Raw genomic sequence first — 15,010 nt, forward strand, 5'->3', positions numbered from 1 at the left:
GATAATCCACGTTTCGATTGTATTTTTACTCAGTATTCCCATTATGTGATGTTTTATGATTTAGCAACACAAAATTCTCACTTATTTGGGAATACTTTTCAAAAGTTTAAACAGCTTCAATATCAAAAAGGGGGCAGAAAGTATTTTTCGCCCCCTTTTTAAACTTAGAGATTCCCCCTAGCTTCACATTTCATACTTAGCTAAAATACTGCCCAGTAGTTGTAGCAAGCAAATCTGCTAGAGGTATATCTTCTTGTTTGATAAAACCTGTTTGAGGGAGTTTACCATCAGCTACTAATTCGACCACTGCCACAATCGACGCTGCTGTTGTCCACGAAATCGCTCGCCAATGTTTCCCATCAATCTTGATTGGTGAATAGGCTCGATAAAACTCTTCACGCTCGATACGGTCGTTTTTCCAGCCTTCTACTACCGCATAAACATACACTACATCTTCCTGAACAGGAGGCTTTGCTTCTGTAAGAATTTCCTCTATCAACTCACGACGGTCTTTCAAGATTAACTCATACAATAAAAAACGCATCAATTTGCCATGCCCAGGATAGCGAATGGTCTTGTAATTGAGCGTATCTACCTTCCCTGCATAAGTTTCGCACATCGTACCCAAACCACCAGAAGTGCTAAAGGCTTCAAATTCCATACCTTCGATATTGATGGTTTCGAGACCATCGAGCGCAGGCACAAGCTTGACTTTACCATTATGAATCACCTCACAGTCATTGATATACTCATTGATTACCCCAGCAGGCGACCATGTAAATGAATATCCCAGTAAGCCATTAGGATATTTAGGCAAAGCACCAACTCGTAGCTCAATATCTCTCAAACGAGTAAAGCGATTGGCTAAGTCAGCACCTACAATACCAATAAAGCCAGGCGCCAAACCGCACTGGGGTGCCAAAACGGCACGACTCCCACGGGCTGCCATTGCACGAATCGCAGTCGTCGTAGGAACATCCTCAGTCAAGTCAAAATAATGTTTACCTGATTGATAGGCCGTTTCGGCTATGGCCAAATTCAGATTATAGGGCATACAAGATACCACTGCATCAAAATCTGGTATCAATTTTTCGAGTAATGCTCGATTCGTAACATCCCCTTTGATTGTTGGGAAACCAACTTCAGTGGCAGGTCCATTTTTGTCGAGACCAGTCACTTCAAATCTTTTGGAAAGTAAAACACCTACCAAGGAGCCTACTTTTCCCATTCCAATTACAAGTATTTTTTTCATAGTAAATTAATGTTTGAATGAGGGGAGGGATTAGTGATGAGTTGTGAATGATGAATTGTGAATGTAAATTTTAGATTACTAACACTTTTATCAAGGAAATCAAGACGAAAAGCATTGCGTCTCTACCATCCCCTAAACCCTCTCCCCTAGTGCCTAAAACCACTTTGTGCCTTTGTGACACTGTTCCCTAAATAAAAAACTCAACCCTAACCCCTCTCCCCTAGTGCCTAAAAAAACTATCTCTTCGTCATTTCAAAAAGGTTCGTAGCCTGTTCACCTAAGAAGCCATCAAACCAAACTTGTTGTCCATCTTGCTCGATATAATTACGCTCTGCTAGTTCGTAATAGGCATACGACCATTGCAATTGCCCTTCGCTTCCATCCTCTTCTATCACAGGACAAAGTTCGTCAACTGCTTGAGTCGAACTCTGACGAAGTTTGCTTCCTTTAGCACCTTCAATAGCAGGTTTGATTGGGATACCTGCATCTTCCAGCGCTTTCATGGTTGACTCAATATCATCCCATCCTTCTACTTTTTGATAATTGATATAAGCCGTAAAGTGGTTTACCGAATTGCCGTGCAACAAAGTCCACGCTGCAAACTGAGATACTTTATTTACCTCGAGAATGGTGCTTCTTTTGGCTGGCTTCCAAGGACGACCAAAGAATTTAACTAATGCCGCCACCAAAACTTCAGCTTTGTCATCGGATAACTCTTTGCTTTCGGCAAGTTCAGCCAGATAGTTACGTGCTTCTCCAGCAAGAGCATCTTCGCCAGAAGCCACTGCTTCATTAATCAGTGCTTGGGTATCTGATGGCAATTCTGCTACTTCAAGCTGGGTAACAAAGAATTTCGGAAAATTGATATTGGTTGGATGTTGATAATGAAATGAATTCAAATGTTTTGAAGGAAAAGAATAGGGTGCAATTTTTACATAACCCAAACTTTCTAATACTTCTGAAATAGCTACAATTCCTGCTTTTTGTTCTCCTGTAAAAGTATTAAATGTACGGAATGCACAGTGGTCATTTACTACCTGACCACCTTTTGCCAAAACCATGTCGGCATACGCATGCGCATAACTTACTCGTTGGCAGTAATTTTGCCAAAGCTGTTCCATCAAAGATTGGGTTATCGCTTCTTGATTTTTCATAAATGCTTAATTAATTAATAGTTTATTAGTTTGTTATCAAATATTGGAAAAAGACTAGAAAGAGTTTCGCCTGTTTTTATCCAATACTTTCCCATTTAAAAATCAAATTTTATTCCTTGAGCCAAAGGCAAAGTTGTGCCATAGTTAATGGTATTGGTTTGGCGGCGCATATAGGATTTCCATGCATCCGAGCCTGATTCTCTTCCTCCACCTGTTTCTTTTTCACCACCAAAAGCCCCTCCAATCTCTGCGCCTGACGTACCAATATTGACATTGGCAATACCACAATCTGAGCCATTAGCTGAAAGAAATTGTTCGGCCTCACGAAGATTTAGGGTAAAAATAGCAGATGAAAGTCCTTGTGGTACATTGTTCTGAATCGCAATAGCCTCATCTATTGTGCTATATGACAATAAATACAGAATTGGCGCAAATGTTTCGTGCTGCACTATAGCAAAATCGGGTTTGGCCTCGGCGATACATGGACGCACATAACACTCTGATTCAAAGCCTGCACCTTCCAAAACCTCTGCATCGATGAGCATTTTTCCGCCTTGTTCTACCACTTGGGCGGCGGCAGACAAATAGGCTTTTACAGCATCTTTATCAATCAGTGGGCCAACGTGATTGTGAGCATCAAGCGGATTTCCGATTCGTAACTGGGCATAAGCTTTAACCAAGCGCTCTTTTACTTGTTGATAAATTGAATCGTGGATAATCAATCGGCGAGTACTCGTACAACGCTGTCCAGCGGTACCTACTGCACCAAATACCACAGCAGGAATTGCGATGTTTAAATCAGCATTTTCAGTAATGATAATGGCATTGTTTCCGCCTAATTCTAGAAGACATTTACCAAAACGTTCGGCAACTTTAGTTCCTACCGAACGTCCCATGCGTGTAGAACCTGTCGCAGAAATCAAGGCTACACGTTTGTCTGATACCAACCAATCTCCTACCTGTGCCTTGCCCGTAATAATCGAAGACAATCCTTCAGGGAGATGATTTTGACGTAATACCTCCGAAATAATATGTTGACAGGCAATAGCAGTCAGTGGCGTTTTTTCGGAAGGTTTCCAAATACAAACATTACCACAAACCCATGCCAACATGGCGTTCCATGACCAAACGGCTACAGGAAAGTTAAAAGCAGAGATAATACCTACAATCCCAAGTGGATGCCATTGCTCATACATACGATGCGAGGGTCGCTCGGAATGCATGGTCAGTCCATACAACTGACGAGAAAGTCCAACGGCAAAATCGCAGATGTCGATAATTTCTTGAACTTCGCCCAAGCCTTCTTGTAGGCTTTTGCCCATTTCGTAAGAAACTAATTTTCCCAAATTTTCTTTGTGCTTGCGAAAAGCCTCTCCCATTTGGCGTACAATTTCACCACGCTTCGGGGCTGGGACATTACGCCATTCAATAGTGGCATTTTGTGCTTTGCTCAAAACCAACTCATAGTCCTCTTGAGTAGTCTGATATACTTGGGCTATCAATTCGGCATCAACAGGAGAAAAAGAATCAATCACTGTATCGCCCGACGACCATGATTTGAGTCCTGTGCTTGTACCATGATTCAACTGGGCAATACCCAGCGACTTGAGTAATTCATGCATAGTTTACAATAGTTTGTTGTAAAAGGGCAATAGCATTCAGCCCCAATTTTTCATTAGGATATAATAAAGATTGTCAAATGATTGACAGGAATGTCGTTGAATTGAATTTTTCGAAATCTAGGGGCTATTATTCAAATTTCCAAACATTTTCAAGCGTTTTGAACTCTAAATGATATACGCAATAAAAGTCAAAAAATATTACTTTTCTAAGTCTAAAAAATTTTAGGCTATCCTAAAATTTGGAAGTATGGTATTTAACTCAGATGAAAATTATCTTTGTGGCACGAAAAAAAAATTAAAAAAATATGCAAATATCTTATCGACAAGGATCCGTAGAGGATATTTTAAGCATTTCGGCAGGTATCCCCGAGTTTGAAAATCTCTATACCAAGGAAGTTTACCAAGAACGTTTTGAGCATTCGCCAAAACACCTCATCCTTGTGGCTTATGACGAAGACATACCTGTAGGCTTCAAAGCTGGCTATCAAAAAAGCAATGATGGTTCATTTTACAGCTGGATGGGTGCTGTTTTGCCTGCCTATCGAAAACAAAAAATTGCCAAGAATTTAGCAGATCAAATGGAAGATTGGGCAAAAAAAGAAGGATATTCGAGCATTATCTTCAAAACCAGAAATTACCTAAAAGCCATGCAGATTTTTGGCATTTCTAATGGTTTTCAGATTATCGATTTTGAAAAACGTGAGCCCATCGAGCAAAGTCGAATTTTATTACAGAAGTATTTATAAAACGGTATTTTAATGATAAGTTCGTGAGCAAAGTAAAACTTAATTACTGAGCTTTCGGCTCACCGCCATGTGCTTTGGGCAAGAGCATATCTTTGATTATTAAGAAACAGTTTAAAACTCTTTACCTTGCGCCTGTTGCCTTGTGCCTAATGTTGCGCTTAAAGCAAACAACTTAAATTTGATTGTCCTCACTCACTTATTGCTCAAAGATTGGGGGTAATATCATATTTCTCTTTCTCTATTTTTACGCTATTCAACTGTTTTTTCATTTTTACAAAAAGCTACAAACAGCTGATAATCAACACACAAACCACCATTTTGCTTCTTTTTTAAAAATAGTTGAAAAAATATTTCAGCTATCCTGCAACTTTCCTTCTACCAGCTGCATCTTATGGACAAATAGACCAACCATTCATCCAAACAGATTACCACTCATCCTGTTTTCTGGAATAAAAACGGTACTATGTATTGCATAATACTATACAAAACCTATAACTTTGAATTGTAATTAAAAATCGCCTTGTGCGACTAACGATTCAAAGCACTAAAAAACTTACAAGTCACATGAAAAAGCTCATAGTATTGACCTCTTTTGTAATTGCAACTTCGGTTAATTTCGAGTCGTTAGCTATTGGATTTCCTCATAACCTTTTAGCACCTAAAAAGACCGAAAAGAAGGTTGCTAAAGAAACTAAAACAAAAAATACCATTTCGATTGCTAAGCTTAAGGAAAAAAGTAAGCTTGTAGCGATGGGAGCTACTGTTTTAGGGACAGTTTTTCAACAAAATAAAGGTTAATTTTTACAAAGAAGATTTTAGAGAAGTCCTATTGGTTTTGTGTAAATATGCTATTTCACCAAAATCGCTATGGCTTTTCGTCAAGATATTGCGCCCATATTCAAACCAATTTGAATGTTTGGGTGCTCAAAATTTTAAATTTAGTTTTGGTTTAAGGATTCTTTTGTAGCGACTTCTAATAGAGGCCGCTACATTTGTTATGATGGCGTTGAGCTTTGAGCACTCGGCTTTCGGGATTTTTACTCAAAATATGTTTACAGCTATTGGCAGCTACTTACTATCGTATGGCACAGGTATATTGATTGTCTCTCCTTTATTATGATTTAACTCTGATAACTGATATACCATTATCATAACTTCCTTTTACAACATTACATTTTCAATGTATTTCACTATTTCTGCTTCTTGTTTTGGGTCAAACCATTGGAAATCATCTTGGTTTCGAAACCATGTCAATTGGCGTTTGGCATAGCGACGAGTATTTCTTTTAAGCAAACGCACCATTTCATCACGATCATACTGACCATCCCAATGCTCATAAATCTCTTTGTAGCCCACTGTTTTTAAGGCATAATGCTCTCGGTATGGTAAAGCGCTTCTTGCCTCCTCTTCTAGTCCTTGCGCCAGCATCAAATCCATTCGTAAATCAATACGAGCGTATAATTCTTCCCGTGGTCGTTCGAGTGCGATTTTGATACATTCAAATGGTCTTTCCTTTTTTTGTTTTTTACGAAAAGCCGAAAAAGGCTGTCCCGTAGCCAAGCAAACCTCCAAAGCTCTCACAATTCGTTGTGGATTCTGTTGATCTACTTCTTCAAAATAAACGGGGTCAAGTTCTCGGAGTTGAGTTGTCAAACTATCCAGTCCTTCGGTCTCCAAACGTGTCATTAATGATTCCCGTAGCTCCAAATCTGCTTCGGGCATTTCGTCGAGTCCATCGGTTACGATTTTGATAAACATCCCCGAACCTCCAGTCAAAATGGCTACATCTTTACGCATAAATATTTCGTCCAACACCGCCAAACAATCACGTTCGTAGTCGCCAACGGAGTAATAATCAGCAATGCTATGAGAGTCGATAAAGTGGTGTTTTACCCCTTGCATTTCCTCAGGCGTAGGCTTGGCTGTACCAATTGCCAATTCTTGATAAAACTGACGCGAATCTGCCGAAACCACTTCTGTATCGAAGTGTTTAGCAAGCCTGACACATAAGTCTGTTTTGCCAACGGCGGTTGGACCAGCAATGATAATTAAGTATTTTGACGAATTTGACATACTACAAATTTACAACAAAACATTTAGTGATTTACGATTGAGAGAATGAGTGATTATTTTAAATTTTTATTCTTGTTGAAGAAACGCAATACATTGCGTCTTCAACCATGCTATATCAAGCATTATAAAACCAAAAAGCGGTCGAAAAATAATTTTCGACCGCTTTTTTGATAAAATCAGTAGAATCATCCTAGTGTAAAAACTTCGGAAATACTTGAGAAGAATTGATAAGTTTTGATTACGAATATTTTATCTCATCAATCTATCAAACCTAATCCTACAAGATTCTATATAGGTTATTTCTATATAAAAACTACCAGAATACTGTGTAAAGAACCACAAGAATACCGACAATTACTGTAGCACCAACTGCAAATGCTGTATTGGTTTTGAACATAGAAGCATCAATCTGCAAGGCTTTTTCACCGCTCTTGGTTGATGAATCTGCCAAACCTAATACTACCATCATCAACACACAGATTAAGAACGTTAAGCCCATGCGGTCAAGGAATGGAATAATATGGTGTCCTTCGCCATCTAAGAATGATGAATAAAACACTGTATCGTACATACCAGTCATTTCTGGCAAATCTTTCAATACTAATGAAATTACTACTGAACCAATTGTTGCAGCCATCGCACCAGCTGAGTTAGCACGTTTCCAGAAGAAACCTAACAAAAATACCGCGAAGATACCTGGAGATACATAACCCGTCATTTCTTGGATAAAGTCAAAACCACCTTTTTTATCAATACCCAAGTATGGAGAAATCAAAATCGCAATCACCATTGCTACCACAATCACGATACGACCTGTTTTTACCAATTGTTCTTCTGAAGCATCCTTTTTAAAGAATTTTTGATAAATATCTAGGGTAAAAATCGTCGAAATAGAGTTCGCTTTACCAGCCAAAGATGCTACGATGGCCGCAGTCAAGGCTGCAAAAGACAAACCTTTCAAACCTGGTGTCAACAAGTTCAACAACACTGGGTAAGCGTGGTCAGCATTTACTGTACCATCTGCACCAAGCATTTCTTGTTGGAACATACCGTTTGCGTGCAATACGTAAGCCGCAATACCCGGCAATACTACGATGATTGGCATCAATAATTTTAAGAAACCTGCAAACAACAAACCTTCACGAGCTACTGGTAACGAAGCACCCAACGCACGCTGTGTAATATACTGGTTACATCCCCAATAGTTCAAGTTTACAATCCACATACCACCTACCAATACGGTCAAACCTGGTAAAGAGGTAAAATTAGGATTATCTCTTTTCAAAATCATGTGGAAATGATCATCTGCCTTATTGAAGATATGACTCAAACCTTCCATTGCACCTTGTGAACCAAATTGATCTGACACCAAAGTCAAGGCCAAATATGTAGTACACAAACCACCCAAAATCAAGAAAAATACCTGAATAACGTCTGTAAAACCAATTACTTTCATACCACCCAAAGTGATGATTACTGCAAAAATTGCCAATCCCCACATACACAAGGTAAAATCAAGACCTGAGATAGTCGAAACCGCCAATGCACCAAGATATAAGATCGATGTAAGGTTTACTACAACATATAGAATCAACCAGAAAATAGCCATAACCGTACTTACGGTCGAGTTATAGCGCTGTTTCAGGAATTGAGGCATTGTAAAGATTTTATTCTTCAAGTAAATTGGCATGAAGAACACCGCTACAATAATAAGCGTAGCTGCCGCCATCCACTCATACGTCGAAATTGCCAAACCCATTTTGTAGCCGTTACCAGCCATACCAATGAACTGTTCTGCTGAAATGTTTGAAGCAATCATCGATGCTCCAATTGCCCACCATGTAAGCGAACCTTCAGCTAAGAAGAAATCTGTAGAAGATGCTTCTTTTGATTTTTTCTTTTGATAAATCCAGTAGCCATAGCCAGCCACTACCACGAAATAAATGAGAAATACCAGATAATCAATAAGTTCCAGTCCTTTGTGCATGGGTTGAATTGATTTGAATAGTTTATAATCAGGGATAAATTAAATTTTGAATCTGAAAGTTACAATTTTAATGGCAAAACAAACAAGGCAATATGTATTTATTTACTGAATACATATGTTACTATTGCTATAAAAACTTGAAATTAATTCTGATTTTATAAGAATAATCCAAATTTTTTGGATGCTCAAATGATTGCACATTCTCTTATACAGTTCTACACTGTTCTATAAAGGCAAAAATACTTGAAGCAACACAACAATTGCAACTTTTTGATAAAAAAAATAATTTATTCAAGGCACAATATGTCTCATTTTGTATTTTTTGTAGAGACGTAATACTTTACGTCTTAAGCCAAGTCATATTTTGTGCTGCATCAAAAAAGCAGTTGGAAATTACTTTCCGACCGCTTTTTTGATGAAACTATGCTAGATTTTACTCAGCTTAAGACGCAATCATTGCGTCTCTACTGCCAGAATTCAAATTTTAAATTAATCACTCATTCAATCGCTAAATCACTAAATTAGGGATGACTCATGTTTGATACTACTATGTTATGCCTAACTGGACTTGAGACGTAAAGTATTACGTCTCTACGGGTAATTACAAACTTGGCTCAATCAACACAACCTCTTCTTTATCCACAATCACCTGACCTTCTAGCAAATCTTTGGTTTTGCGAACGTATTTTTTGGGCGTGACAATCACTGGGCAAAGTGTATCATTTTTTCGCTTAGAATAATAGGCGGCAATACCTGCTGCTTTTTCAATAACATTTACTGGAAACTTCTTTCCTGCTTGTCGACGAATCACCACGTGCGAACCTGATACATCACGTGCGTGAAGCCATAAGTCCTCCTTACGGGCATATCGCTGAGTAAGCAAATCGTTGTTTCTGGAATTTTTACCAATCAAAATTTCCCAGCCTTGATAATTCACATATTTGAATAAATCCTGCACGGTAAGCACTTGTTTGTCATTTTGCTCGCTAACATGATTCTTAATGTATTTGCGCAATTCTCGTAGACTTTCGATTGCTTCCACTTTGCTGATATGCCCCTGTAATTCTTGCATCAACTCCTCTTTGGCCTCGATATTCTCCATCAACTTTTGGATTTCAATCTTTTCATTTTTGGATTTTCGATAATAGTTCTCTGCATTTTTCTGCGGAGTCAAATCTGGCTTCAATCGTACTTTAATAGGCTTATCACGATAAAAATCATATAATTCTATTACTTCAGTTCGTTCAGGAATCGCATGCAAATTGGCCATAATGATATTGGCAATTTCTTCATGCTTTACATCCTCCTCCAAACTCGAAAGTTGGGTATATGATTTATCAATATAGGTTTGGGTACGAAGTATCTGCTTTTGCAAATGACGAATGCATTGCCCTTTCTCTTTGTCAAAAACATTGATTTTAGCAAAAGAATAGTATAGCTCATTACTTGCTAAAATGGGGTCTGTCAAGGTTTTTACCAATTCGCCACCCTCCTGTACCATCGACAACACAGGCTGGTAATCGACAGTCTTTACATAAAACTGAGTATCATTTAACTCATTGAGAATTTCTTGAACTATAGCCCATTGCTGTTCGAGTGAAGGCTGTTCCAAAGCCTTAATTTTTCCCTGAATTAGCTTTACGATTTCTTTTCCAAAAGTTGGGAATATGGCATTGAGTTGTCCATTAGACGCCACAAAAGCCTCAAAACTCTGATCGATAGGACGGTCGAGCGTTTGGAGAGATAGGTTATTATCGACTACCAATTTGTTATGAAACAAATCCAATACCTCGTCACCTTCAAACAATACAATATTCGAGCGATTGCCATACATTTTGAATAACAGGGTAAAATTGTTTTCAAAATACAGCGCAAAAGCTCTTTCGTTCAAGAATTGCTGAATTCTCTCAACCCTTAACCCATTAATTTCCTTGAACAAATCCACAGAGTTGCGCCCAGCACGACGAAAGTCATCAGGAAAATTCAAACAGGCAAAATCGGGATGCAAGACAGCTTTTATATAAAAATCACGCTTTTTTCTCCACTGTTTTCCATCGGTACAAAAGCCTAAGACCAATTCATCTTTTTCTTGCGAAAAACATTCGGCAAATACCAAACCTACCAACTCCTCCTCCAATCGCTTCGAAAGCTGTCGAAGAAAATAATAATTCGTTTGCATTATAATATCTGTTAATCGTACCATCAAATATTTGATACGATATGGGGTTTCAATCTCAAAACACAAAGTTACGCATAATTATGCTTTATGCTGTAGCTCCAAACTATTCAGCAACGAAGTCAAACACGTATCATCATTGTTTACATCATTTTCTCCAATTACTTGAGTAAATTTGTGGATATTATGCACAGCGCTATCAAAAGCCATGCAACTATCAAAAATGAGATTTTATGTTATTTGAAGATACTTACAAAACCATTACAGGCTCGGCTGAAGGGCTTTTTAAAGATAAGGGCAGTAAATTTTTTGCCTATGCCTATCCTATTGAAGACGAGTCGGAGGTAAAAGATTTAGTGGACCAACTCAAGAAGGAGCACTTCAAAGCAGTACATCATTGCTATGCCTATCGTTTGGGACAAGATCGAACCAATTTTAGGGTCAATGACGACGGGGAACCATCAGGCTCGGCTGGAAAGCCTATTTTAAATGTATTGTTGTCAAAAGACATAACGAATATTTTGGTAGTAGTGGTTCGCTATTTTGGGGGTACTTTATTAGGCGTTCCGGGTCTGATTAATGCCTACAAAACGGCTACTCAAGAAGCATTAGCTGAAGCAGAAATCATTGAAAAGACGGTTAATGAAATCTACGAAGTACGTTTTGAGTTTGTTCAAATGAATGATGTCATGAAAGTGGTAAAAGAATTTGGGCTAAAAGTCAAGAATCAACTTTTTGACAATCAATGTACGTTACAACTAGAATTTCGCAGAAATATGACCAATCAAATTATTGGCAAACTCGAAAAAATCGAACCAATTGAGATTGAGCATATAGCGACAGTCTGACGAAGATCTTTCAGCCATGAGCAATCAAAAGCAATTACTAAATTCAACACTCCGCACTCAAAACTCATCACTACCCCAAATATGCCTTTAATAGAGTCATCTTACAAAGCAAAACATATCTGGAGAAACCCACATTTCTCGACTATTTACCCTTCTACGCTTCGTAAGGTTGAGGGAGTGCACTATACACGTGAGCGCATAGAATTGCCTGATGGGGATTTTCTAGATTTGGATTGGAGTAAAAGTCCTGTTCCTAGCAAATCGCTTGTCATTTTTACACATGGATTTCTGGGAAACTCTACAAGACCCTATATTTTGGGAGCGGTAAAATTGTTTAATCAAAACCATTGGGATGCCGTTTGCTGGAATCACCGAGGGCTGAGTGGTGAAAATAATCGTTTGGAACGCCTAACCACTCATGGCGATTCTCAAGATTTGGCATACGTGGTCAATCATTGTTTAGCGATGCAACAATACACTCAAATTACCTTGGTGGGATATAGCAAAGGTGGAAATATATCCTTAAAATATACTGGAGAGCAAGGCGCAAACATAGCTCAAGAAATTAAATCCGTTGTAGCTATCTCTGTTCCTACCGATATTCAAGGAAGTGTAGATGCGATGGGTGCTGAAGGCTTTTATGCCAATCGTTTTAAAAGTAAACTTCATCGTTTTTTACAAAAAAGAACTGAGTTAATTGACCCAAAATGGTTTTCATTATTTGAAAAATACAAAACCTTAGATGATTTTACGGGAGAATATATAGCACCTTTGCACGGTCTCAAAAATGCTGCTGATTATTATGATTCATGTAGTGCGATTCATGTGGTAGACCAAATAAGGGTTCCTTCTTTGATCCTAAATGCCGCTAACGACCCTGTATTATCAGAAAGCTGCTCGATTTTGGATAAAGCTAAAAAATCAGATTATCTTTTCAGTGAATACCCTGCTCATGGCGGACATTGTGGCTTTTACGCTCCGAATCAAGATGGCATTTACTGGGGAGATTATAGGACTTGGGAGTTTGTGAAGGACAACCATAACAGATAATCATTTGACTTTAAATAGTTTAGTATTATACAAAACATATCTTTACTTTTACAAGAAAAATACATCTACTTATGAATAATAATATTCCTGGCTTAAAAATCAATGAAACTGATTTTAAGTCACCCAACGGAAAGATTGGTAAAATAGCGGTCTTGTTATACACAGGTTCAGGAGAACCTTCTAAGATACTAGACTTTGCTGTTCAACAATATGTTGGAACAAAACCTTATTATGAACTTATAGACGCTCATTTGGACAATCCATGGATGCGTGTTATTATCAGTGACCATCTCAATGAGCTGAGTCAGGAAGATTTTGACATTACTAAACATAAACTAGAAGCCTAAGAAGCTTTTCAATGTGAATCAAATACTCTATTTGAAATCTTCATTTCTACCCTATTATGATCATCAATAACACTCGCGAAAATGCCATCGTGGATGCAATATGTCTATGGATGGGCTACCAACTCCGAATTGGTAGAGAACAGTTAATTCACGAAGCAAGTCTCCGTTATCCCATTGCTGATACCATTACTGCCTTTGGTACTCACATCGAACGTGTGGCACTAGAAAAACTTCATCCTTTATTCAAAAGCAGGAAAATAGATTTAGTTATTTATGAAAAAGACTTGCATGAAATAGATGCTGGTTTGTCCGACATCGAAGAAGTGTTCGAATTTAAACTTGCCAAGAAAGATACCTCTAACATTAACACAGAAGAACCTCAGAGACTATTTGATGATATAATAAGACTTGCCTACTATAATCTTTGGACGGGGAAAAATACCTATTTTCTAATTTGTGGAAAATACGATGAGTTTAAAACCTACTTTGTCGGGCAATCTAATAATGTTATTTCCTATCAATCGAAATTCTTAATACCTCCACGTTATTCTGTGGCAAATTCTACTGACATATATCCGCAAACTGACAAATGGGAAGAAGCTGGGCTATATAAAGATTTGTTTAGTTTCAGCGTTGATGAGTCGAAAATTAAGGAGTTCACCATACAAGATGATTGGAGTTTGAACAGCTTTCAAAAGAGTTATTCGATACGAGAAGGGTTAGTTAATACTTTTCAATTTACAAAAAGCTTAACGGTAAAAACTACCTGTCTTGCTATTACTCCAGCTGGTGAGAAAAATAAAACTCATGCCGCTGGTATTTGGAGGATTGAAGGATTTTAAATCTCCTATCAGAAATAATTCTATCTTTGTGAAACGCTGACACCCCATTATTTCAGTATCCTATGCAACCTTACTCAACTCAATACAACGATATTATTCATCAAGCCATTAGCAAATATGTTTCGTTCTCAACAGAAGAATTAAGCATTTTGAATGACATATTGGCTTATAAAAAAGTACCCAAAAAAACCTTTCTCCTCAAGGCTGGGGATATTTGTGACATTGAAGCATTTATCGTAAAAGGCTGTGCTCGTACCTATTACTTAGACGACAAAGGGGCTGAGGTAATCTTACAATTTGCGGTTGAAGGCTGGTGGGTAAGCGACATTGCAAGTTTTCACGAACAAGTTCCAAGTAATATCTTTATCGAAACACTTGAGACTTGTGAGATTTTATACCTTGACCATAAAACCAAAGAAACACTTCTCGAAAAAGCTCCACGGTTCGAACGATTTTTCCGTTTGCTAGTACAACGGAATTTGTCCGTTACCCAAAACAGATTAATTAATACCATTGCCAAACCAGCGATGGAAAAATACCTTGATTTTCTCAATCGCTATCCAAGTATTCCACAGAGAGTTCCTCAGCATTATATTGCTTCGTATTTGGGTATTTCGGCCGAATTTCTCAGTAAAGTCCGTGCCAAATTGGCAAAACAGTTTTAGGCTGTAAAGCCGTATGCGTTAGGCTATAAGCAAAAAATACAGGTCATTTTCAAATCTTCAAATCACCACATCTTCAAATTTAACTCCATTTCCAAATCTTCAAATTAACAAATCTTCAAATTATCCCAAAATTCTTGTCCTAGTTCAATGTTTTGAGGTTTGCGCTTCGTGCATCTTTGTATTGTTCATTTAACAAAACGATTTACAACGATGGAACGCAAGGAATTTCTTAAGAAAGGTATATTGGG

General features: G+C 38.0%; 13 protein-coding genes. 7 read left to right on the top strand and 6 right to left on the bottom strand.

What is annotated here, in order from left to right; all coding sequences use genetic code 11:
• Nucleotides 1-196: 196 nt before the first annotated feature.
• The 3 genes from QM524_RS15300 to amaB all read right to left on the bottom strand — a co-directional run bounded on the left by QM524_RS15300 (nt 197) and on the right by amaB (nt 4,028).
• Nucleotides 197-1,252, bottom strand: a complete 1,056-nt coding sequence (locus QM524_RS15300) for a saccharopine dehydrogenase family protein (RefSeq protein ID WP_283345244.1) — start codon at nt 1,250-1,252, stop codon at nt 197-199.
• 236 nt (nt 1,253-1,488) lie between these two features.
• A complete protein-coding gene (locus QM524_RS15305; protein ID WP_283345245.1) occupies nt 1,489-2,406 on the bottom strand; it encodes a DUF1338 domain-containing protein in 918 nt (305 codons plus the stop codon).
• 95 nt (nt 2,407-2,501) lie between these two features.
• Nucleotides 2,502-4,028 carry an L-piperidine-6-carboxylate dehydrogenase gene (gene amaB / locus QM524_RS15310; RefSeq protein ID WP_283345246.1) on the bottom strand — a complete coding sequence of 509 codons (1,527 nt, stop codon included), beginning with the start codon at nt 4,026-4,028 and terminating at the stop codon, nt 2,502-2,504.
• Between the two features lie 305 nt (nt 4,029-4,333).
• On the opposite strand from amaB, the gene QM524_RS15315 reads away from it, so the two are divergent.
• On the top strand, nt 4,334-4,774 hold the full coding sequence (locus QM524_RS15315; protein ID WP_283345247.1) for a GNAT family N-acetyltransferase: 441 nt from the start codon (nt 4,334-4,336) through the stop codon (nt 4,772-4,774).
• 564 nt (nt 4,775-5,338) lie between these two features.
• Nucleotides 5,339-5,572 (top strand): hypothetical protein, encoded by a 234-nt coding sequence (locus QM524_RS15320; protein ID WP_283345248.1) that lies wholly within the window; start codon nt 5,339-5,341, stop codon nt 5,570-5,572.
• Between the two features lie 363 nt (nt 5,573-5,935).
• On the opposite strand, the gene miaA is transcribed toward QM524_RS15320, so the two are convergent.
• The 3 genes from miaA to QM524_RS15335 all read right to left on the bottom strand — a co-directional run bounded on the left by miaA (nt 5,936) and on the right by QM524_RS15335 (nt 11,013).
• On the bottom strand, nt 5,936-6,847 hold the full coding sequence (gene miaA, locus QM524_RS15325; protein WP_283345249.1) for a tRNA (adenosine(37)-N6)-dimethylallyltransferase MiaA: 912 nt from the start codon (nt 6,845-6,847) through the stop codon (nt 5,936-5,938).
• A 313-nt stretch (nt 6,848-7,160) separates the two neighbouring features.
• A complete protein-coding gene (locus QM524_RS15330) occupies nt 7,161-8,834 on the bottom strand; it encodes a sodium/sugar symporter (RefSeq protein WP_095166983.1) in 1,674 nt (557 codons plus the stop codon).
• A 601-nt stretch (nt 8,835-9,435) separates the two neighbouring features.
• Nucleotides 9,436-11,013: an NFACT RNA binding domain-containing protein gene (locus QM524_RS15335; RefSeq protein ID WP_283345250.1), complete on the bottom strand. Its 1,578-nt coding sequence runs from the start codon at nt 11,011-11,013 to the stop codon at nt 9,436-9,438.
• A 230-nt stretch (nt 11,014-11,243) separates the two neighbouring features.
• Here QM524_RS15335 and QM524_RS15340 point away from each other — a divergent pair, with 230 nt between their 5' ends.
• The 5 genes from QM524_RS15340 to QM524_RS15360 all read left to right on the top strand — a co-directional run bounded on the left by QM524_RS15340 (nt 11,244) and on the right by QM524_RS15360 (nt 14,762).
• Entirely contained in the window at nt 11,244-11,858 is a 615-nt protein-coding gene (locus tag QM524_RS15340) for an IMPACT family protein (protein ID WP_095166981.1), read from the top strand.
• A gap of 81 nt (nt 11,859-11,939) precedes the next feature.
• On the top strand, nt 11,940-12,908 hold the full coding sequence (locus tag QM524_RS15345; RefSeq protein WP_283345251.1) for a YheT family hydrolase: 969 nt from the start codon (nt 11,940-11,942) through the stop codon (nt 12,906-12,908).
• A gap of 71 nt (nt 12,909-12,979) precedes the next feature.
• On the top strand, nt 12,980-13,255 hold the full coding sequence (locus tag QM524_RS15350; protein ID WP_095166977.1) for a hypothetical protein: 276 nt from the start codon (nt 12,980-12,982) through the stop codon (nt 13,253-13,255).
• A gap of 56 nt (nt 13,256-13,311) precedes the next feature.
• Nucleotides 13,312-14,097 (top strand): hypothetical protein, encoded by a 786-nt coding sequence (locus QM524_RS15355; protein WP_283345252.1) that lies wholly within the window; start codon nt 13,312-13,314, stop codon nt 14,095-14,097.
• A 62-nt stretch (nt 14,098-14,159) separates the two neighbouring features.
• Nucleotides 14,160-14,762 carry a Crp/Fnr family transcriptional regulator gene (locus tag QM524_RS15360; RefSeq protein WP_283345253.1) on the top strand — a complete coding sequence of 201 codons (603 nt, stop codon included), beginning with the start codon at nt 14,160-14,162 and terminating at the stop codon, nt 14,760-14,762.
• Nucleotides 14,763-15,010: the final 248 nt, after the last annotated feature.

This window comes from Flectobacillus roseus, assembly GCF_030056595.1.
Taxonomy (GTDB): Bacteria; Bacteroidota; Bacteroidia; order Cytophagales; family Spirosomataceae; genus Flectobacillus; species Flectobacillus roseus.

Coding starts and splice junctions, on each gene's coding strand:
- QM524_RS15335 (WP_283345250.1), bottom strand. CDS start 11,013: ATGCAAACGAATTATTATTTTCTTCGACAGCTTTCGAAGCGATTGGAG.
- QM524_RS15300 (WP_283345244.1), bottom strand. CDS start 1,252: ATGAAAAAAATACTTGTAATTGGAATGGGAAAAGTAGGCTCCTTGGTA.
- miaA (WP_283345249.1), bottom strand. CDS start 6,847: ATGTCAAATTCGTCAAAATACTTAATTATCATTGCTGGTCCAACCGCC.
- QM524_RS15345 (WP_283345251.1), top strand. CDS start 11,940: ATGCCTTTAATAGAGTCATCTTACAAAGCAAAACATATCTGGAGAAAC.
- QM524_RS15340 (WP_095166981.1), top strand. CDS start 11,244: ATGTTATTTGAAGATACTTACAAAACCATTACAGGCTCGGCTGAAGGG.
- QM524_RS15320 (WP_283345248.1), top strand. CDS start 5,339: ATGAAAAAGCTCATAGTATTGACCTCTTTTGTAATTGCAACTTCGGTT.
- QM524_RS15355 (WP_283345252.1), top strand. CDS start 13,312: ATGATCATCAATAACACTCGCGAAAATGCCATCGTGGATGCAATATGT.
- QM524_RS15350 (WP_095166977.1), top strand. CDS start 12,980: ATGAATAATAATATTCCTGGCTTAAAAATCAATGAAACTGATTTTAAG.
- QM524_RS15305 (WP_283345245.1), bottom strand. CDS start 2,406: ATGAAAAATCAAGAAGCGATAACCCAATCTTTGATGGAACAGCTTTGG.
- amaB (WP_283345246.1), bottom strand. CDS start 4,028: ATGCATGAATTACTCAAGTCGCTGGGTATTGCCCAGTTGAATCATGGT.
- QM524_RS15315 (WP_283345247.1), top strand. CDS start 4,334: ATGCAAATATCTTATCGACAAGGATCCGTAGAGGATATTTTAAGCATT.
- QM524_RS15330 (WP_095166983.1), bottom strand. CDS start 8,834: ATGCACAAAGGACTGGAACTTATTGATTATCTGGTATTTCTCATTTAT.
- QM524_RS15360 (WP_283345253.1), top strand. CDS start 14,160: ATGCAACCTTACTCAACTCAATACAACGATATTATTCATCAAGCCATT.